General features: G+C 52.7%; 16 protein-coding genes and 1 pseudogene. 10 read left to right on the top strand and 7 right to left on the bottom strand.

Annotated elements, in window-relative coordinates; translation table 11 throughout:
• Positions 1–181 precede the first annotated feature (181 nt).
• The 5 genes from HHO50_RS19550 to radC all read right to left on the bottom strand — a co-directional run bounded on the left by HHO50_RS19550 (position 182) and on the right by radC (position 5,232).
• The gene (locus tag HHO50_RS19550) at positions 182–472 is read right to left on the bottom strand and encodes a cell division protein ZapA (RefSeq protein ID WP_181308681.1); all 291 of its coding nucleotides are present in this window, start codon (positions 470–472) and stop codon (positions 182–184) included.
• 175 nt (positions 473–647) lie between these two features.
• Positions 648–944 carry a hypothetical protein gene (locus HHO50_RS19555; RefSeq protein ID WP_181308682.1) on the bottom strand — a complete coding sequence of 99 codons (297 nt, stop codon included), beginning with the start codon at positions 942–944 and terminating at the stop codon, positions 648–650.
• 1 nt (position 945) lies between these two features.
• Positions 946–3,360, bottom strand: coding sequence for a phenylalanine--tRNA ligase subunit beta (gene pheT / locus HHO50_RS19560; RefSeq protein WP_181308684.1), 2,415 nt, complete (start codon positions 3,358–3,360; stop codon positions 946–948).
• A gap of 419 nt (positions 3,361–3,779) precedes the next feature.
• A complete protein-coding gene (locus HHO50_RS19565) occupies positions 3,780–4,385 on the bottom strand; it encodes a DUF1684 domain-containing protein (protein WP_181308686.1) in 606 nt (201 codons plus the stop codon).
• Positions 4,386–4,527: 142 nt separating this feature from the next.
• The gene (gene radC / locus HHO50_RS19570) at positions 4,528–5,232 is read right to left on the bottom strand and encodes a DNA repair protein RadC (RefSeq protein WP_181308688.1); all 705 of its coding nucleotides are present in this window, start codon (positions 5,230–5,232) and stop codon (positions 4,528–4,530) included.
• Positions 5,233–5,382: 150 nt separating this feature from the next.
• Here radC and HHO50_RS19575 point away from each other — a divergent pair, with 150 nt between their 5' ends.
• The 6 genes and pseudogenes from HHO50_RS19575 to HHO50_RS19600 all read left to right on the top strand — a co-directional run bounded on the left by HHO50_RS19575 (position 5,383) and on the right by HHO50_RS19600 (position 11,596).
• Complete coding sequence (locus tag HHO50_RS19575; RefSeq protein ID WP_181308690.1) at positions 5,383–6,612, top strand: metallophosphoesterase; 1,230 nt, start codon at positions 5,383–5,385, stop codon at positions 6,610–6,612.
• A 260-nt stretch (positions 6,613–6,872) separates the two neighbouring features.
• The gene (locus HHO50_RS19580; RefSeq protein ID WP_181308693.1) at positions 6,873–7,715 is read left to right on the top strand and encodes a hypothetical protein; all 843 of its coding nucleotides are present in this window, start codon (positions 6,873–6,875) and stop codon (positions 7,713–7,715) included.
• A gap of 82 nt (positions 7,716–7,797) precedes the next feature.
• Positions 7,798–8,487, top strand: coding sequence for a carboxypeptidase-like regulatory domain-containing protein (locus tag HHO50_RS19585; protein ID WP_181308695.1), 690 nt, complete (start codon positions 7,798–7,800; stop codon positions 8,485–8,487).
• 88 nt (positions 8,488–8,575) lie between these two features.
• Positions 8,576–9,553: pseudogene (locus tag HHO50_RS19590) on the top strand (PLP-dependent cysteine synthase family protein); the annotation flags it as partial.
• Between the two features lie 343 nt (positions 9,554–9,896).
• On the top strand, positions 9,897–11,168 hold the full coding sequence (locus HHO50_RS21640; RefSeq protein WP_181308698.1) for a HAMP domain-containing sensor histidine kinase: 1,272 nt from the start codon (positions 9,897–9,899) through the stop codon (positions 11,166–11,168).
• Entirely contained in the window at positions 11,165–11,596 is a 432-nt protein-coding gene (locus HHO50_RS19600) for a response regulator (RefSeq protein WP_181308700.1), read from the top strand. The genes HHO50_RS21640 and HHO50_RS19600 overlap by 4 nt, the downstream gene beginning before the upstream one ends.
• A gap of 602 nt (positions 11,597–12,198) precedes the next feature.
• Here the strand turns inward: HHO50_RS19600 and HHO50_RS19605 are convergent.
• Both HHO50_RS19605 and ade read right to left on the bottom strand, forming a co-directional pair.
• Positions 12,199–13,035, bottom strand: a complete 837-nt coding sequence (locus tag HHO50_RS19605; RefSeq protein ID WP_255478832.1) for a sulfite exporter TauE/SafE family protein — start codon at positions 13,033–13,035, stop codon at positions 12,199–12,201.
• A 622-nt stretch (positions 13,036–13,657) separates the two neighbouring features.
• Positions 13,658–15,316, bottom strand: coding sequence for an adenine deaminase (ade, locus tag HHO50_RS19610; RefSeq protein WP_181308702.1), 1,659 nt, complete (start codon positions 15,314–15,316; stop codon positions 13,658–13,660).
• Between the two features lie 297 nt (positions 15,317–15,613).
• On the opposite strand from ade, the gene cmk reads away from it, so the two are divergent.
• From cmk to HHO50_RS19630, 4 genes are all read left to right on the top strand, one after another.
• The gene (cmk, locus tag HHO50_RS19615) at positions 15,614–16,309 is read left to right on the top strand and encodes a (d)CMP kinase (protein ID WP_181308703.1); all 696 of its coding nucleotides are present in this window, start codon (positions 15,614–15,616) and stop codon (positions 16,307–16,309) included.
• A 99-nt stretch (positions 16,310–16,408) separates the two neighbouring features.
• Positions 16,409–17,302: a 4-hydroxy-3-methylbut-2-enyl diphosphate reductase gene (locus HHO50_RS19620; RefSeq protein WP_181308705.1), complete on the top strand. Its 894-nt coding sequence runs from the start codon at positions 16,409–16,411 to the stop codon at positions 17,300–17,302.
• 77 nt (positions 17,303–17,379) lie between these two features.
• Entirely contained in the window at positions 17,380–17,922 is a 543-nt protein-coding gene (locus HHO50_RS19625; RefSeq protein WP_181308707.1) for a DUF502 domain-containing protein, read from the top strand.
• A gap of 309 nt (positions 17,923–18,231) precedes the next feature.
• Positions 18,232–20,805: a family 20 glycosylhydrolase gene (locus HHO50_RS19630; protein WP_181308709.1), complete on the top strand. Its 2,574-nt coding sequence runs from the start codon at positions 18,232–18,234 to the stop codon at positions 20,803–20,805.
• Positions 20,806–20,829 lie beyond the last annotated feature (24 nt).

Consider the following 20,829-nt stretch of genomic DNA (forward strand, 5'->3'; position numbering starts at 1 on the left):
AGCTTGTTTTACCTTTGATTTTGTGCTGCAACAGGCTAATCAAAGAACCTGCGTTTGCCTTTTTCTCGTCCCGTAGTACCACTACGAGACTCTAAAAATGCTACCGCAGAACCTTTGCCTAGCCTATTTCACTTACAAAAGCAAAGCCAAAATAAGCTCAAGAAGCGGAGCGGACGGTGAATTATCCGAGCTGCAGAGATGAGAGCAGTTGGTTCAAAGAAGAGAGTTTCTGTTCCAACGTTTGTTGGGTTTCAACGGAAGTATCTTCCGTTTTTATTTTGTCGGCGGCGGTTTCCAGGGCAATCATGGCCAGCAAATCCTGCTTGTCATGAATCCCGAACTGCTCTCTGAACATTCTGATGCGTTCGTTCAGGTATTTCCCGGCCTGCCGTAGCCTTTCTTCTTCGTCCTCGTTTACCCGCATTGGGTATTCGCGGTCGGCTATCTTGATTCGTATAGATAACTCACTCATGCCCAAATGCTTTTAGTGCTGCCGTGGCGCGTTTGTTTGTTGACAGGTTGCCGTGCGTTGTAGTGAAAATGTAAAAAATCCGCATCACAAGCCTAAGGTTCTAAATTGGTATATGCGCGTGCAAGCACGCTATAAATTAATGAGAACAAACAACCGCAACCAGCCAGCCCGTTTCCTAATCTCTTAAATAAGCGATGCACTTGTCAATTTCGCGCAAGTACTCGTTTATTTTTAGCTTCAACTCCGTTGAATTGGTGGTGTCTACTGCTATGGTTTGTACAATTTTACTAATATTATCTTGATTCTGAAAGTTTTTTATCTCAGCATCTTTGTCTTGAATCACTTGCTGGAGGCGCGCTATTTCCTGGTGGGCTGCCTGAAGCCGTTCTTGCTCTGCCTGGAACTGTTGTACCAGCTGGTGCACTTTGCCCTCAATGGACTGTATCTGTTGCAGATAGGATTGGTCAGACATCTTACTTCCGGATTACGGCTCCTAATTGGTGCTCAAACTGTTGCATCAGGCGGCTCATGGTAGAATCAATCACTTTGTCGGTGAGGGTCTGGTTCTTGTCCTGTAGCGTGAAACTGATGGCAATGGCTTTTTTGCCGCTTTCAATCTTGTCGCCTTCGTACACGTCAAACACGTTCACCTCCTGCAGCAATTTCCTTTCTACCCGCTGGGCTACCTGCCTGATTTGGTCAAAAGATACGGATTTTTCCACCACCAAAGATAAATCGCGGCGCACTTCCGGGAATTTGGAGAGTTCTTCAAACACCAGTTTCTCTTTGTAGTTGCGCAGCAGATAGTCCCAGTTCAGCTCGGCGTACCACACTTGCTCTTTCACATCTACCTGCTTGCACACGCTCTCTTTCAGCAGCCCGATGTGGCCTAAGGTCACATCGCCTTTCTGGTAAGTAACGCCCCCGGCCAGGTACGGATGCTGGGTGGGTTGGGTAGTGAAGGTAGGCTGACGGCAAAGCGTCAAGACCTGCTGCACCTGTCCGGCCAAGTCATGGAAAGATGCCTTGGCCGTAGCCTGTTGCCAGCTTTCGGCGGCGCGGTTACCCGTTAGGAACAGAACCAGGTAGTTGTTCTCTTTGTATTTCTCGCCGTCTTTGCGGTACGTCTTGCCAATCTCAAACACCTTCAGGTCACGCTGACGGCGGTTGATGTTGTGGCGCAGTACCTCCAAGCCCGAATACACCAGCGTCAGGCGCATGGCATCCAAATCTTCTGAGTTGTAGTTCAGAATAGGCACCATTTCGGCCGGGGTGTTGCCTTCCGCGTCTTTGTAGTAGTTGGAGTTGGTGAGCGAGTTGGTAATAGTCTCCAGATACCCGTTGGCCGCCAGAGAATCAGCAATCCGCTTGGTGATTACCTCGGGGTCAGGATTCGGGAATTTAGCCAGGAAACTCGCCGCCAAATTCTCGCTCAGCTGAATGTTGTTGTACCCGTAGATACGCAGCACCTCTTCCACCACATCGGCTTCACGGGTCACATCTACCTTGTGCGGCGGAATAGAAAGCAATAAATCCTCAGAGGTTTCCTCTTTAATGCCAATACCCAAGTCGGTCATTATCTCTTTGATTCTGGCTTCGCCGATGTGTTGCCCGATTAATTGGTGCACCCGCGCGTAACTCACCCTGATTTGCGTAGGCTCTACTGGCGTAGGGTACACGTCCACAATCTCCGAAGAGATTTCGCCGCCCGCTACTTCCTGAATGAGCAACGCTGCCCGTTTCAAAGCTGTGATGACCATATTAGGGTCAGTGCCGCGCTCATACCGGAAAGAGGAATCAGTTTTGATGCCGTGTGTCTGTGAGGTTTTCCGGATACCGGCCGGAGCGAAGTAAGCACTTTCAAGGAAGATGTTCTTTGTTGCCTCGGTCATACCCGCCTGCAAACCTCCGAATACGCCCGCTAATACCATCGGTTCCTCGGCGTTGCTGATGGTCAGGTCTTCGGTGCGCAGGGTGCGTTCTACGCTGTCCAAGGTGGTGAACTTGGCTCCGGCTTCGGCGTTCTTCACGATGATTTTGCCGCCCTTGATTTTTGCCGCGTCAAAGGCGTGCAGGGGCTGGCCTAGCTCGTGCAGTACGTAATTGGTCACGTCTACCACGTTGTTAATCGGCGACAAGCCGATAGCCCGTAATCTCTGCTGCAACCACTTCGGCGATTCCTGCACGGTCACGCCCGAGAGGCTCACACCCGCGTAGCGCGGACAAGCCTCGGTGTTTTCCACTTCCACCGAGATAGGCAGGTTGGTGTTGGCTACGGTGAACCCGGAAAGGTCAGGCAGTTGGTACGGGGTCTTCAATAAAGCCTGCAAATCGCGGGCTACTCCCAGGTGCGAGGCCGCATCGGCGCGGTTAGGGGTTAAGCCAATCTCAAACACTTCATCAGACGCCAACCCGAAATACTGGGCCGCCGGAGTGCCGTTGGGCAAATCGGTGTCCAGCACTAGAATGCCGGAGTGGTCGGTGCCCAGGCCAATTTCGTCTTCGGCGCAAATCATGCCTTCTGAAACCGCGCCTCTTATTTTAGATTTTTTGATTTGGAACGGTTCGCCGCCGGCCGGGTACAAGGTGGCGCCAACGGTGGCAATGACTACTTTCTGGCCCGCTGCTACGTTGGCCGCGCCGCACACAATGTGCTTGGGTTCGCCTTCGCCGGTGTCTACGGTGGTGACGCTCAATTTGTCGGCATCGGGGTGTTTGGCGCAGGTGAGTACCTCGCCAATGACCATGCCCTGCAAGCCGCCGGGCACCACGTCTACCGTTTCAATGCCTTCCACTTCCAGACCGGCATTGGTGAGGAGTTGGCCCACTTCCGGGGCGGGTTTATCTATCGCGATTAAGGTCTTCAGCCAATCAAGGGAAATGCGCATGGTGTTAAATCAAAGTAAGGACAGGTGCAGCCACGCCGCACCCGAAGCCGTTTTGCGGCTACAATTTTCAAAATTACCAAAAACTGGTAAACATGGGCGGAAAGGAGTGATTTTTTGTAGGCGGCAGCAGAACTTCCCGAAAAGGAAAGAAACGCGATTTCGGCCTGAATTTGGAAAAACAGCCCTAAAACGCTTGCCGTGCAAGCGGTATAGCGATGGCGGATAAAGAAACTCCCCTCCTGGTTTAGGACGGGTGCCCGAAGGGCGGGGTGGTGGGAAAGCGGTTGACGGAGTAGCAGACTTCACCAATCAGCTATCCCGTTTTCGCTGCGTGGCGCGAGTCTCTGACTCGTGCCAGCGCTTTTTGTTATTCTTTATTCACTCAGAACTCAAGACTCAAGACTCAGGACTCGCGAAGTTTACTTCGCAAACGCTTGCTCTCCGGCCGGAATTTTCATTTTCAGGCGGTTTTCGGCGGGGGGCATGGGGCAGGCGAACTCGGGGTTGTAGGCGCAGAAGGGATTGTAGGCTTTGTTGAAGTCCAGCACAATGGTCTGGCCGTTGGGAATAGCGTCTAGGTAGCGGCCGCCGCCGTAGGTTTCGAAGCCGTTGGTTTGGTCAGTGAAAGGAATGAACAGCGTGTCTGACACCGAACCGGCTTTCTGGAACAAGGTGAGCGTGTGTTCCTGGCCGTTCAGTTCAAAGGAGGCTTTCCCTTTTACAAAGTAAGGTTCCTGCGTGCCGGTGGTCATGGGCATGGCCACCGGCTCGGCGTGTTCCTCGGGCGTGAAATCGGCGGCGATTTCAAAATCCCGCGACGGGGCAAAATAGGTGAGTTTGTTGAAGGCGCGCCGCAGCGAATCTGGCAGGGGAGAGCGGGTGAGGCTTCTAAACGTGAGGTCTTTGTTTTCCCGGTATTTCAGGACGGCTTGGTTGTAGCTCTCATCGTTGAAGAACAGGTCTTTCATTAAGTACCCCACAATGAGCAGCACGCCAATAATGATGATGTATTTGAATCCTTTCATGAACTAAGGCTTTGAGCCCGCAAAGGTCGGAAAGAAATTGATAAGATGAAGAAAGGAAGCATTTTAGGCCTCTTTTTCTAAAAGTAGGCCAAAAACGAGCCACCGTAACGTCGTTACAGGGTAACGCCGCTACAACCAACCATCAAAGCAAGTCTTCATCGGCGAAGCTGTAGTAGCTGTTGTCGGTGAAAATTAAGTGATCCAGAATGGGTAAGTCCAGTACCTTGCCTGCTTCCTGAAGCTTTTTGGTGAGGGAAATATCAGCGGCGCTGGGTTTCAGTTGGCCCGAGGGGTGGTTGTGCACCAGGATAATGGCGCTGGCCAGATTCTCCAGGGCGTGCTTGAAAATCAGTTTGGGATCGGCGACGGTACCGGCCACGCCGCCACTGCTGATCTGGATTTTCTTCATGATGGTGTTGGCCCGGTTGAGGAGGATAATCCAGAATTCCTCGTGCGGTAAGTCCAGCAGGTGCGGCCGAATGTACTCGTAAATATCTGTGGAGCAGGTGATGCGGGTTTTTACGGCGGGCGCGGCCTCTTTGCGTCTTCGGCCCAGTTCCAGGGCGCTCACAATAGAAATGGCTTTGGCTTCGCCGATGCCTTTGTGCTTTTGCAGCTCCTTTACCGTAAGCCGGGCCAGCGCGTTTAGGTCGTTGTCTACCGCGTTCAGGATTAACTTGGCCACGTCCACCGCGCTGAGCTTGGGCGTGCCAGAGCCAATCAGGATACCAATCAGTTCAGCGTCTGAGAGGGCGGCGCGGCCTTTTAGAAGGAGTTTCTCGCGCGGGCGGTCTTCTTCGGCCCAGGACTTGATGGAAAGCGGTGCGGGAGCGTAGGCAACAGACATGCGTTTTAGGGTTATTTTCCGGGAATAAGGCTACTTTTTGAGATACAAGTGCCATGGGTAAGAATAAGTTCACCTGAGCCTTACAATTTCCCGTAAACCTTCCGTTGTAGCAACATACATTTGCTGCCTTCCTTCAGCCTTAAAAAATATATGCTCAGACTGGTTGTCACGTTAGTACTCGTTTTAGTAATAGATATCTATGTTTTCCAGGCCGTGCGTACCGCGACGACCAGTTTTGCGCCCGGTGCCCGAAAGGCGGTTTATGTGCTTTACTGGGCCGTCAGCCTTTTTACCCTAGGTACGCTGCTGCTGGCCTTGCTTACTAGAGGCTCGGCCCCAAACCCGGTGCGCATGCAGGTAGCCAATGTGCTGTTCATCTTGTTTGTCTCTAAACTGGTGGTGGTGCTGTTCCTGTTCCTGGATGACCTGGTAAGATTGGTGCAGTGGATTTCCAACACCGTGCGCGGGCCGGAGCAACCTAAGTTTGATGTGTCTCGGCATAAATTCATGAGCCAACTGGCCTTGGTGATGGGCGCGCTTCCGTTCGCGTCGCTTATCTGGGGCATGGTGAAGGGCGCGTATGACTACCAGGTAAAGAAAGTGACCATCAGGCTTCCCAATCTGCCGCCCGCCTTTGACGGGTTCAAGATGGTACAGATCACCGACATGCACGCGGGGAGTTTCCATTCTGGCGAGCCGCTGGAGAAAGCGGTGGCCCTCATTAACAAACAAGCCGCCGATGTGGTGGTGTTCACCGGAGACATCGTCAACAACGTGGCTTCTGAGGTGGAACCGTATATCCCAACGCTGGCGAAAATCAAAGCGCCCAGCGGTGTCTTTTCCATCTTGGGCAACCACGACTACGGCGACTATGTAAACTGGGGCAGCCGTGAGGCGAAAATCCAGAACCTGAACACCCTTAAGCAACATCACCGCGCCGCCGGTTGGGATCTGCTCCTGAACGAGCACCGCGTCTTGGAACGGAACGGGCAGCAGATTGCGTTGCTGGGCGTTGAGAACTGGGGCCATCGCATGAACTTCCCCAAGTACGGAATCCTGTCCAAAGCCTACGCCGGTACAGAGCAGTACCCGGTGAAGATTCTGCTCTCGCATGACCCTTCGCACTGGGACGGCGAAGTAACCCTTAAATATCCTGACATTGACCTGATGCTCTCTGGCCATACGCACGGCATGCAATTTGGCGTGAACATTCCCGGTTTTAAATGGAGCCCGGTGCAGTACGTGTACAAACAGTGGGCCGGGCTCTACAAAAAAGGGCGGCAGCTACTGTATGTGAACGTGGGCCTCGGGTTTCTGGGCTACCACGGGCGCGTAGGCTTCTTGCCGGAGATCACGGTATTTGAATTCAAGAGAGGCTAATAAGCCATTCTGTGGCGGATGGTTTAAATTTCTTTCCCAGAATTTTTCAGTCAGAGTACAATTCCTGCTTTTGGGCTGTTTTTGCGAAAACAGCCCAAAAGCAGGAATCTTTCATTTCAGAAAGCAGCAGGCAGCGGCTTTGTTGCGCAGGGTTCTATGGTTTAAGTGCAATTTGGTAAAAACCTGCCATAAACGGCGCCGTAAAACGGTGGGAACAAGCCAAGTTACTTGGCCGCGCTGTTCCAACAAAAAATAAGACTATGAAAAAGTACATGTTCATGATGATGGCGGCAGGAGCCCTGGCTTTCTCCGCTTGCAGTGAAGACAGAGGCACCTCCACTGAAACCAACGAAAACGACAGCAGCACGCCAGACAACGCCTCCGGCGAAACCAATGATTCTTCCACGGTTTACAACTATGAGCAGGAGTCACGGGAGAGGGCAACCCGCGTGTCTTCCCAAATCTCGCAGGATCTGAGCTTAGACGAGGCTACCCAGGCCCGCATTAGAACCGTGATGTACAACCGCGCCCGCATGATGGATGAACTGGAAACCCGTTTCAGTAGCACCAACCAGAGTGCCGGTATGGCCGCAGACAGCAATGACTTGCTGGTGGACGAAGAGAACGTGGTAGACAGCGGCATGGCCGTACAAGGTTCGGTAGAGGTAACCGGCTACCCCGAAGACTATCCCACGCAATATTATAGTGAGATAGAGTCCATCAACTCCAACGTAGACATGGAAGTAAAAGGCTTCCTGACTCCGGCGCAATTCAAAATGTACGAGGCCAACCGTCAGAAATATTACAGCGGCGAGGCCAAATACAAAGCGCAGGACGGTTCTAAGCTGAAAGTAGACGGCGATGAGGCCAAACTGAAAGTCGGCGACACCAAAGTGAAAAGAGACGGGGATGAGTCTAAACTCAAAACCGATAACATCAAAGTGAAGAAAGACGGGGACGAATCCAAACTCAAAACTGACAATGTTAAAGTGAAGAAAGAGCCTGGTGAGTCTAAGATAAAGACCGATGACGCCAAACTGAAGCGCGAGAAGGACGAGGTAAAGTACAAGTCCGGCGATACTAAAATAAAACTGGAGAACTAACCGTTCTCTCATTATCTTTGAAAGGCTTGCCCGTAAGAAAGGCAAGCCTTTTTCATGGCCCTTTCTGCCCTTCTGGTATTCTATGAGTAAGCGTTTCTGCTTTATATTCTTTTTGATGGTAAGCCTGCTGGGGCTACAAGAGGCCGCTGCCCAAACCACGGGCCACAATATCTGGGTGAGCGGGCAGGTGTTGCGGGAAGATACCAAAGCCCCCATTGCGGGCGCGTCTGTGTACCTTAAAAGCACCGGCGAAGGCCAGGCCACCAATGAAAAAGGAGCCTTCCGGATCAGGATTTCATCGGCAGATACGGTGGTGTTCAGGGCGCTGGGGTTTGCCGAGAAAATCTACGTGCCCGCCTTGCGCAGCGTCACTGAGTTGCGGGTGAACATCTTGCTGCAACAGGAAAGCGTGCAACTGCGGGAAGTGAGGGTGTCGCCGCTGTCGCCCGAGAAAGTTGACCGGGTGCTCCGGAACATGAAACCCCGGCCTGCGCCGCCCAAACCCAGAATGAACGTGACCGTGCCGCGCATCATCATTCCGCCGGGGCCGCCTACGCCCCCAGACCTTATTACCAGTCCCCTCAGTTTCCTGTATGAGCAGTTCTCCAAGGAAGGCAGGCAGCGCACCCGTGTGGCCAAGCTCATGGAAGAGCGCGAGCGCCAGAAAGAGCTGGAGCGCATTATGATGCGGCAAGATTCCATCCGGCAGGCGCGCCTGCGGTATAATCGTTTCTTCAGAGACACCACCAGTTTCTATGATCCGCGGTGGTAATCAGTTGGCAGCCACCTTGTCCGGCAGGTCTTAAATTTTTGGTTACCTTTGTGCCTGATTCCAAGAGTCAACCACCAAGAGATAAGGTATGTATTTCAATCATGTTATAGAGGCCATTGGCAACACGCCATTGGTAAAACTGAACAGCGTCACAGACGGAGTAAAAGCCACTGTGTTGGCGAAAGTAGAATATTTCAACCCGGGCAACTCAGTGAAAGACCGGATGGCCCTGCGCATGGTGGAAGACGCCGAGAAAGCGGGCATCCTGAAACCGGGCGGAACCATCATTGAAGGTACTTCGGGCAACACCGGGATGGGATTGGCCTTGGCCGCCATCGCCAAAGGCTACAAATGTATCTTCACCATGTCAGACAAGCAGAGCAAGGAGAAGATTGACATCTTGAAAGCCGTAGGGGCCGAGGTAATGGTGTGCCCTACCAACGTGGCCCCTGAGCACCCAGATTCCTACTACTCCGTGGCCAAGCGCCTGAACCAGGAGATTCCCAACTCGTTCTACCCCAACCAGTACGACAACCTCTCCAACACCGCCGCCCACTATGATACCAGCGGGCCCGAGATTTGGAAACAGACTGATGGTAAAATCACCTGCTTCGCCTCTGGCGTGGGCACGGGCGGTACCATCTGCGGCATCTCCAAATACATGAAAGAGCAGAAGGCAGACATCAAAGTGGTGGGTATTGACACCTACGGCTCGGTGTTCAAGAAATACAAAGAGACCGGCGTTTTTGACGAGGCCGAAATCTACCCGTACGCCACCGAGGGCATTGGTGAAGACATTCTGCCCAAAAACGTGAACTTCGATTTAATTGATACTTTCATCAAAGTAAGCGATAAAGACGGTGCGGTGATGACCCGCCGCCTGGCCAAGGAAGAAGGTCTTTTTGTGGGCTGGTCTTCTGGCTCTGCGGTACACGGCGCACTGGAATACGCCCGCGAGCACCTCACCGAAAACGATACCCTGGTAGTGGTATTACCCGACCATGGTACCCGTTACCTGGCCAAGATTTACAACGATGACTGGATGCGGGCGCAAGGTTATCTTGACTAACGCTTCGGTTTCAAGGCTGTTTTCTTAAAAACCCACGTAAAACGGCTGCCTGTACAACACAACAGGCAGCCGTTTCACGTGGCAACGAAGAGCATTTATCCAGTACCTTTCACGGCGGTAACTTTGTGGCGCAAGTGACCGTTTTTAAGAGCATGTTTAGACTTTGGGTTTACTGGCCGAAAACGGCTAGAGCAAGGTTCTGCCAAGCAGTTTTTGGGCCCCGTGGCAGCGCTACGAAGGTGAGAAAAGTGCGAAGGCAGGTTCTCTTTATGGCCGTTTGCCGCGCAATAGTCAAATTTTAAACACACTCTAAGCAAGTCGAACATTTTAAACCAAAGCAGTGCTTCTTTTTCAAAATTCTTCCCATTCCATCGTCACTACTCCGGCAGAGATTTCTGACCCCAATGGGTTGGTGTTGGTAGGGGAGGTTCTGGTAGTAACCGCTTATTTTCTGGTAGCCGCCATTCTGTTTTACCTGGCGCTCCGGCGCGATGACCGGGAACGGAAGGTGGTACTGGCCTTGTTTGGGGTCATTGCCCTGATGGGCGGGGCCGTGCACGCCCTCAACTTCTGGGGCTCCGCCAGCGGTGACATGCTCCTGACGCTAAGATTGATATTTGGGGTTATTGCCCTGGTAGGGGCTTTTCTGCTGTTCAGGGCCATTCCGGCTATGATGGCCATTCCCAGCCAGTGGCAGTTGAAGAAAACCAATGAAGATCTGAGGGCGCAGGTAGAGGAAAAGGAAAAAGCCCAGGTTGCCTTACGCGAGGCGCAGCAGGAACTGGAAGACCGGGTGTTGAAGCGCAGCGCGCAGGCCATTACCGCCACCCGGGAACTGGAGCGCGAAGTGGAAAGCCGCAAACGCGCCGAAAAGCAGCTTATCTCCAAAAACTACGAACTGGTTAAGAAAAACGCCGACCTGGATGACTTTGTCTACTACGCTTCCCGTGACCTGAAGGGGCCGGTGCTGAACGTAACGGGCCTGGTAGAAGCCATCAGGGAAGAGTTGCCACCCGGTAACCAGGAGCTGAACCAGCTTTTCGCCCGGCTGGATGATTCCGTTTCCAGCATCCACCGCAAACTCAACAACCTTGCCGAGGTAAGCCGCATCCAGCGGCCTATAGCCGAAGAGCATTTGCTGATGGTCTCTTTCGCCCTGGTGTTGGAACAGGTGAAAGAGCGGCTGGCAGAGCCATTGCGCCTCTCAAACGCCAACCTGCAGGCAGATTTCTCGGCAGCCCCAGAGGTTTACTTTTCCAGAGACAACCTCTACAGTTTGCTTACGAATCTGCTTTCCAATGCTATCAAATACCGCGACACGCAACGGCCGCTGCAAATTTCCCTCTCCAGCAGTTTACAGGATCAGTACCTGGTTTTAAGGGTGCAGGACAACGGCATGGGCATGGATCTAAGCCAATACGGCCAGCATCTGTTTTCTATGTTCCGCCGGTTTCATGACCACGTAGAGGGCAGCGGTGTAGGACTTTATATTATTAAACGCATCATGGACAACAGCCGCGGAAAAGTGGAGGTACAAAGCGTTCTGGGAGAAGGAACTACCTTTCTGCTGTATTTTGTACGCCATGACCAACAGACCGGAACACGGATATGAGAAAATTAAAGGGCATCATGCTCATTGACGACGACGACACGAACAATTTCCTGAACCAGCGTTTGCTGAACAGAATGGAAATTACAGACAAGATACGGGAGTTCCGGAACGGCAAGCAGGCGTTTGACTACCTCTACAATATTAGTGCGGAACATTATGACCCGTCTTCGCCCGATTACTTTAAACCGTCGCTCATCCTGCTGGACATCAACATGCCCGTCATGAATGGGTTTGAGTTTCTCTCGCTGTTTGAGAAGCTGAATGCTGGCTTCCGGAAAGACATAGTGCTGGCCCTGCTCTCCACCTCTGAGCACAGCCAGGACACGGAGCGCGCCGCCGCCAGCAACATCGCCTACCTCACCAAGCCCCTCACCACCCAAAAAATGCAAGACCTTCTGGATGCCTATTTTCAGGAAGAAGGGGAATAGGCCTGAGAAAAAGTAAGTGCGGGAATAGGACTTAGAAATTTTTATTAGCCGGTGGTTTTGGCCCCGTTTTTAGAAAACGGGGCCAAAACCACCGGCTTTTTTTATGGAAGTAACCCATGCGCAAAAGTCATTATGCCATTATTGCATGACAGGTGTGCCTTGGAAAAAATGATGGAGCGCCAGAACCCACCCCTACCCCTCCCAGGAGGGGAATTCTACTTTACAGAAGATGGGAATGCGCCTTTACAGAAGAAAGGAATGCGTGTAAGAGACAAGGCAGAGCCTGGTCTCTACAGGTTCAATCATCACCGCAAACCACTGCTCCTTTCCCCCGTTCCAGTCTTCCCCGAGCGCGCCTCGCTTTTGGCCCTGGACAGGCAGAGGCTAAGAGCAACAGACTCCTCAGGCCGAAAGGGCAGTGCGCGAGGGGAAGACGGGGCTCCGCGGCCGTGAGCGCATACCGCCAAAGATGAAACAATGAGCACTTGCACCCACGCAAAAAGCAGCCAAGCCAAGGGATCAGCAGAAGACGTGCACTTACCAATTCTCCCCAAAGAGGCCAGTCCCAAGCAGATGCCAAAGCACAGAAAGGAACCTCGCTATTAGAAATCGTATTTAAGGATGATGTGAACCATGACACTGAGGCCGGCCAACATCAAACCTATGCCAATCAGTTTTTCAGAGGATTGCTGCGTGGGAGAACTGGTGCCCTTCATTGTTTTCCCCAGCAAGGCCCCCAGCGCGAAGGCCAGCATCAAGGGCAAACTCCTGCTCCAGTCAATATGGCCTAACCAATAATGCGAAGAAATACCAGAGAGACTGGTGACCACCAGAATAAACAAAGAGGTAGAAATGGCAATCTGCGACGGAATCTTGAAAGCCCTAATCATGATAGGGGTCTGCAGAAACCCCCCGCCAATCCCGAAGAGGCCCGCAATGGTGCCAGTACACAAACCGAAGAAAGCCATCAGGCTACCGTTCAGCCGATAGGCCATGTGCTTGGGGTGGTTTTTTCTGATGAAGGAGGTGGGCATCCGGTTGAGGCGGTACATCATGCCGCGTTCCCGCTTTTTCTTCTGTTTATAGGTGGCCAGCATGTAAATGCCCACCAACAGCACAAACAAAGAAAACAGCGCCTGCATCTGCAACACCGGCATATACGCCACCAGAAAAGCCCCAATCACCGTGCCCACCATGGCCGGAAACTGTAGCAGGGACGCCACCACGTAATCAATGCTTTTCTCCCGGAAGTTAAAGACCGAAGACACCAGGGCGGCCGGCAACAAAGCCGTCATAGCCGTGCCAATGGCCAACTCAATGGGGAATTGGAAGAACATGATCAGAATAGGCACCATGAACACTCCGCCCCCAAAGCCCACCATCGTCCCGAAGGTGCTGACCACAATTCCAACTAAAAAAAGGAGTACGTCTGTTAACAAATCATGCGGAGTTACTAAATGACAGTTCCGGCGGGAAGAAGCTTCTTGCACAAAAGAATACGCTTCTTCCCCAGTGAGTCCAGGAAGCTCAAATCAAAGGAAACAACATATTGCTTACCGTCCTACAGAAAGAAATGTTATCCTTGTAAAAGCGGTCCTTTGCCAGAAGGCTACTGAAATAACTCAAGTTGCGATTTACAATACCCCGGCTTCGGGCGGCATCGGTGCTCAGAAACAGTTTGTTTCATGGCTGAAAGCTTTTTTACTTCTGTCTAACACTCCGCAGTGCTGTTGGTGGTTTCCGGCGAGTCTGGAGACCCGCTTCATCCCTCGGTCACGAGACTGAAGTCTCGCGCCAGCGCTTTGGAACAGCCAGCTTCCGCGATGCCGCCTGCTCCAAAGACCTCGTAGGGTGCGCAGCTCCTGCGAGGGTCTACGCCAACAACGTTTCAGGCCCATTTTCCGAAAAACAGCCCCAAAACCTGTGAGGTCTCCAAGACCTCACAGGTTTCTACGTTTCTAGCCTGTTTTCCTGAAAACAGGCTAGAAACGCATCAGTGGGGCTTTTCTCTATAACTGGGAGAAGGGGAGTTTTGGGCCAACCCACTCAGCATACGTGAATTTATTTTCCTTCCCGGGAGTTGCTCGTCACCTCTACAAACGCAAAATGCTGGCCGTCAAACAAACCTTTGTCGCTCAGTTTCAGGGCTGGAATGACCAAAAGGGCCATAAACGACAGGGTCATGAAAGGCGAGGTAAGGGTGCTGCCCAGTTCTTTGGCGGTGCGGTCTAGCTTGGCGTACTGTTCGGCCACCCAGTAGCCGTCCTCCCCCGACATGATGCCCGCTACCGGTAAGGGCAAAATTTCCTCTCTTCCTTCGGCTACCGCCGAAATTCCGCCTTTGGCGGCAATCAGGAGATTGACCGCGCGGCACAGGCTTTCATCGTCAACGCCTACGGCTATGATGTTGTGCGAGTCATGGCCAACGCTGGAGGCAATGGCGCCGCGTTGAAGCCCGAAGTTCTTGATGAAAGCAATAGCGGGTTGGGTGTTCTGGTAGCGGTTCACCACGGTCATCTTCAGGACATCCTGCGCCAGGTCGCTTACAATGTTGCCGTTCTCTATCTTAGGATCCAGCAGCAGCATGCCGGTGACCAGTTGCCCATTGTACGGCTCAATCACGCGTATTTTCACCGCATCTTGCGCCGGAAACGCGAACTGTTCCACGGTTTTGGGCTGGGCGTGGAAGTTGTTGATGATTTCGCTGGGCGTGAATTCAATCTTGCTCTGGCTATTCTCAGCGACCAGTTTCCCGTCTATATAGGTTCTGAGCACGTTGAAATCTTCCAGGTTGTCTATCACTATAAAATCAGCGGGGTCTTTTTCCTGGAGCAGGCCCACTTCCAGTTTGTAGTGCTGCACGGGGTTCACGCAGGCGGCCTGTAGCACGTGGAACAACTCATGGCCTTTGGCCAAGGCGCGCTTCACGAGTTCATTGATGTGGCTTTCCACCAGGTTGTCGGGGTGCTTGTCATCAGAGCAGAACATGATTTTGTCTGGGTGTTCCGCCAGTAGTTCAATGAGGGCCTCAAAGTTTTTGGCGGCGCTGCCTTCGCGTATGAGAATCTTCATGCCGGCGGCCAGTTTGTCGCGGGCTTCCTCGGCGGTAAAGCACTCGTGGTCGGTGGTCATACCGGCGGCGGCGTAGGCTTTGGCTGCTTCGCCCCGCAGGCCGGGGGCGTGGCCGTCTACCTGCTTGTCAAACTTCTGCGCCAGCGTTATCTTCTGCATCACCAGGTCATCGCCGCTCAGGACGCCGGGCCAGTTCATCATCTCCGCTAAGTATTTCACCTCGGGACGAAGAAAAAGCTCCTCAATGTCCTCGGGCGTGATTTCGGCCCCGGCCGTTTCAAAAGGCGTGGCGGGTACGCAAGACGGTGCTCCGAAGAAAAACTTGAACGGCACTTTCTTGCCGTTCTCCAGCATGTACTCCACGCCTGGCAGGCCCAGCACATTGCCAATCTCGTGCGGGTCAGACACGGTAGCCACGGTGCCGTGCGGCACGGCCAGCCGCGCGAACTCAGACGGCACCAGCATGGAACTCTCCACGTGCACGTGCGCGTCAATGAACCCCGGCAACAGGTAGTGTGTTTCGGCTACGGATTCCCGTATGATCCTGGCAATCTGACCGTCCATGATCTCCAGGGTGCCCTGGTAGATTTCCTGGTGCAGGATGTCTATGATGTTGCCGCTCATTTTGTAGAATCTTGGGGTAGCCATGGGATGTTTTTAAGGAGTTTTCAGAAAAGTAATCCGGAAACGGGTGGGTGCGTAAAAACCCGTAGCGGTTCCGGCAGAATACGTATATCTTTGCAGTCAAAGTTAATGGTTTTGAGAAAGATATTTTCCTTGGGGCTGCTGTGGTGCTTTTTGTTGGGGGCCGTTAGTCCGGCCTGTACGCGCAAATCCACCTCATTGAGTAAGAAAACCAAGAGTTTTCAACGTCATCAGCGCTCGGGCAAGGGAATTCCCTGCCCCACCAAAGATTGCTAATTAAATTCACCCTAAGGCACTGGTATGAAGAAGATTGTTGTAGCCCTAGACGGGCACTCTTCGTGCGGTAAGAGCACCACCGCCAAGCAAGTGGCACAAGAACTTGGCTACGCGTACATAGACACCGGTGCCATGTACCGGGCCGTTACGCTTTATTTTCTGGAGCACTACATTGACCTCACCAACCCCAAAAAGGTGCAGGAAGCCTTAGATACCATTGAAGTCACTTTTCACCGAAATATAAAAACGGGCCGGAACGAGGTGTTCCTGAACGGTCTGAACGTGGAAGACGAAATCAGGAAAATGTACATTTCAGACAAGGTGAGCGAAGTGAGCGTGCTGGCACCCGTACGCCACGCCATGGTAGCCGAGCAGAAGAAAATGGGCAAGCGCCGGGGCATAGTGATGGATGGCCGCGACATAGGAACCGCCGTTTTCCCAGACGCCGAGGTGAAGGTTTTCATGACCGCTGATGTGGAGATAAGAGCCCGCCGCCGCCAGCAGGAACTGTTTGAGAAAAACCAGCTGGTGCCGTATGACGAGATTGTAGAGAACCTGAAGAAAAGAGACTTCATTGACTCTACCCGCGCCGAAAGCCCTCTTAAAAAAGCTGATGATGCCCATGTGCTGGATACCTCCCACATCACCATTGATGAGCAGGTAGATTTCGTGCTGGATTTAGTGGCCTCTGCGCTGCTGCAAAAAGAACTTGCCCAGTAAACCGGTTGTTTAAATAAGAGAGGTGGCGGGCCTTATGCCGCAGAATCTACCTCTTACTTTTTGTCTTGCTACTTGTGTCTTGCTACTTGAGTCAAAAAAATGGACGTAACCATAGATAAGAATTCGGGCTACTGTTTTGGAGTAGAATTCGCCATCCAGATGGCCGAAGATGAATTGAATGAAGTGTCTGAGTTGTACTGCCTGGGTGACATTGTGCACAACAGCATGGAAGTACAGCGTTTGTATAACAAAGGCTTGCGCATCATTGACCGCGAGCAACTGGAGCAGCTGCACGACTGCAAAGTATTAATCAGAGCGCACGGCGAGCCGCCCGAAACCTACCAGACCGCCCTGCGCAACAACCTGGAACTGATTGACGCCTCTTGCCCGGTGGTGCTCAAATTGCAGAACCGCGTAAAGCACGCCTATGACTCCGTAAAAGCCCACAACGGCCAGATTGTGTTGTACGGGCAGCAGGGCCACGCCGAGGTAATTGGCCTGGCCGGCCAGACCGGCAACGAAGCCATTGTCATCACCACCGAGGAAGACCTGGAGCAGTTGGATTATACCCGCCCCATCACCCTTTTCAGCCAGACCACCAAAAGCACCAAAGGCTTTTACCGCATGAAAGAGCTGATTGAAGAGCGCGTGGCAGCGGTGCGGGCCAATGGTATTGAGGTGTTTGATTTGGATGCCAATGACAGCATCTGCCGCCAGGTGTCTAACCGGGAACCGCAACTGGACAAATTCGCCCAGCACCATGACGTGGTCATCTTTGTGAGCGGCAAGAAAAGCTCCAACGGGAAAGCCCTCTACGCCGTGTGCCAACGCGTAAACCCCAGAAGCTACTTTGTAGAGAACGCCGACGAACTGGACATGGAGTGGTTTAAAGACGCCGCCTCGGTAGGAATCTGCGGGGCAACCTCCACGCCCATGTGGCTCATGCAGCAGGTAGCAGATGCCATTCAGGCGCAGCACCCGGTAATTGCATAATTCTTTAAAACAAAATATTAGAGACTCAGTATATTTGAAAGCCCCGGAGACGGGGCTTTTTTACTATCTTTCTGTGTATGAAAAAAATCTTACGCTATTTCTTAAATGGCTTTCTCATTGTTGCGCCTCTTTCTTTAACCGTTTACATTATTGTAGCCATCATTAATTGGCTGGATGATCTTTTCTGGCTGAATTATCCGGGATTGGGGTTGCTGCTCATCATCCTTCTGGTGACGTTGGTGGGGTACATAGGCTCTTCGTTTTTCGTAAAGCCGCTCTTGGTGTTAACCGAGCGCATCATGAGCCGCCTACCGCTGGTAAACATGATCTACTCTTCGCTCAAAGACCTGTTTGATGCGTTTGTGGGCGAAAACCAGAAATTCAACCAACCGGTGCTGGTGAAAATGACCCAGTACAATGATACCTATAAACTGGGTTTCGTGACGCAGCTTTCCATGGATGCCCTTCACCTGCCCGATAAAGTGGCGGTCTACTTTCCGCACTCCTACAACTTCTCAGGGGAGCTGTTCCTGGTGGCCCGCGAGAATGTGACGTATCTGGAAATCCCGAGCAGTGAAGTGATGAAGTTTGTGGTGTCTGGCGGCGTGTCTAAATTGTAACACGTAACCAGCAATTGTCCAGACGGGGCGCTAACGTAGGTGCGTCTGCGCGGCCAAGTGGGATAGTTCAAATAGGAGCAAAAGCCGTTTTCAGCCAGTTTTTCAGAAATCAGGCTGAAAACGGCTTTTCTGTTGCCTTTCGTCGGTAAATCAATCCAGAATCAAGCAAAAGCTGCGGGAAAATAGAATATGCAGGTATAAAAACAGGAATCTGGTAAGGTTGTGATATATTTAGCGATTCAAAGGACGGCGAAGCCATTAGAAGAAATAGCCAGCCTGAAAAAACGTTATTGTCAAAAAGCGCTCCAGATGAAACATCTCCTTCTCCTCTCCATGTGCCTGCTGTCCATTTGCTCTACCGGGCAGAATCAACCCAGAGCTGCCCAAACCAACACTCCGCAGGGAGAGACCAAAAGAACAAGTACCAACCAGGTAAGTCTTACCTGGGAAGTGATAGAAGAAAAACACCAGGGAAAAAACCAATCCCTTTCAGTGTTGACCATCAAGAACACCGGAAAAGAGGCGTTGCCCGCCAGCGGGTGGAGTATCTACTTCCATAGCACCCCGTCTTTTAAGCCCAAAGAAGCTGATGCGCCCGTAAAAACAGAATCTGTCAACGGCGATTTTCTGCGTATGGTGCCTACCAATACCTTCAAAGGATTGGCCCCCGGAGCCTCGCAACGCATTGAGTTTGTGGCCGCCGGACAGATCATAAATGAGTCCAGGGCACCCCGCGGCTTCTACCTGGTTTGGGACAAAGACAAGACCCAGGGCTATACCATAGAAAATGCCCAGATTCTGAAACCCTCCAAAAACATGGTGGGCTGGATTGAACCCAAAGACATCTATGCCCAGAACAGCAGTATCAAAGACATTCCCGCCGAAAAACTGACCAAGGTGTTCCCCACCCCGGTGCAGTACAAAGAAACCGGACAAACCTTTACCTTAACCGCCGCCGTGCCAGTGGTGGCAGACAATGCGTTCCAGAACGAGGCTTCCTTGTTGGCGGCCCACCTAAGCACAGTTTTCGGCAAGAAGCCAGATGTGAGAAGCACCGGCACGGGAAAAGCCATCCGGTTGCAGAAAAGGGACGGACTTGGGGCCGAGGCCTATGAACTGACGGTAACGCCGCAGGAGATTGTGATTTCCGCTACTACCCCGGCCGGTGCTTTCTACGGCACGCAGTCGTTGAAAACCCTGCTCCCACCCTCGGCCCTGGCCAAGAAACAAGCCTCTATTGCCGTGCCCGGCGTGCAGGTGAAAGATACGCCTAGGTTTGGGCATAGAGCCTACATGATGGATGTGGCCCGTAATTTCCAGAAGAAGGAACAGGTGTTGAAGGTCTTGGACTTGATGGCGCTCTACAAAGTGAACGTCCTGCATTTCCACCTGAACGACGACGAAGGCTGGCGCATTGAGATTCCGGGCTTGCCAGAGCTAACCCAGGTGGGTGGTCGCAGAGGGCACACTACCGATGAGAAGAACTTCCTGCAACCGTCTTATGGCTCGGGGCCGGACGTGGAGAATCGCAGCGGCAGCGGGCATTACACCAAAGCCGATTTCATAGAAATCCTGAAATACGCCCGTGCCCGCCACATCAAGGTAATTCCGGAGATTGAAACGCCCGGCCACGCCCGCGCCGCCATCAAGTCCATGGATGCCCGCTACGAGCGGCTCATGAAGGAAGGCAAGAAAGCCGAGGCCGAGCAGTACATGCTGCGGGACGTGAACGACAAATCGGTGTACCGCTCGGTGCAGTATTTCAATGACAATGTCATGAACGTGGCCCTGCCGTCTACCTATACCTTTCTGGAGAAAGTGACCGATGAACTGCTGGCCATGTACAAAGAAGCCGGAGCGCCCATCCAGACCATCCATTTTGGGGGTGACGAGGTGCCTAACGGGGTTTGGGAGAAGTCGCCGGTGGTGCAGAACCTGATGGCCAGTAATGCCAACGTGAAAAACGTGGATGACCTGTGGTACTACTTCTTTAGGAAGGTAAATGACCTGGTGAAGGCCCGTGGCCTGTACCTTTCGGGTTGGGAGGAAATTGGCCTGAGCAAGGTGAGAACCAACGGCAGGTTATCGTATGTGGCCAACCCAGAGTTTGTGAAAGAGAATTTCCACGTGGATGTCTGGAACAACCAGGGTGCCAACCTGGACTTGCCGTACCGCATGGCCAACGCCGGTTACAAAGTAGTGTTGACCAACGTGTCTCACCTGTACATGGATCTTGCCTACCAAAGGGAGTACGACGAGCCGGGCCTCTACTGGGGCGGGTTTATGGACGTGGACAAGCCTTTCTATTTTATCCCGTTTGACTACATGAAAAGCATACGGGTCAACGATAACAACGAGCCCCTTACCTCCAATGCCGCCTTCGCCGGCAAAGAGCAGCTGAACCCTGCCGCCCGCGCCAACATTGTGGGGCTGCAGGCCCCGCTCTGGAGCGAAATGATTACCTCGCCGGAGCGCCTGGAATACATGCTGTTGCCTAAACTGCTGGGCTTGGCAGAAAGGGCCTGGGCACCAGACCCGGTTTGGGCCACCAACCCAGAATCGGGGCAAAGCAAGGCCGCTTACAGCCAAGCCTGGTCTGAATTCGTGAACGTACTGGGCAAGCGCGAGCTGCCCCGCCTGAATTATTTTGCCGGAGGGTTCAATTTCCGCATCCCTACCGTGGGGGCCACTGCCCAGAACGGCAAAGTGCTGGCCAATGTGCAGATGCCCGGTTTGACCATCCGGTACACCACCAACGGAACCCAACCCACCCTGAAAAGCAAAGCCTATGCTGGGCCTATTTCAGAAAAGGGGACTGTGAAACTAGCCGCCTTTGACGCCGCTGGCCGGGCGAGCCGGGTCACGACGGTGGAGAATAAGTAGTCCTAAGAGCGATTTTACTCGCTC

The sequence above is a fragment of the Rufibacter sp. XAAS-G3-1 genome, from assembly GCF_013623775.1.
In the GTDB taxonomy this organism is placed as follows: Bacteria; Bacteroidota; Bacteroidia; order Cytophagales; family Hymenobacteraceae; genus Nibribacter.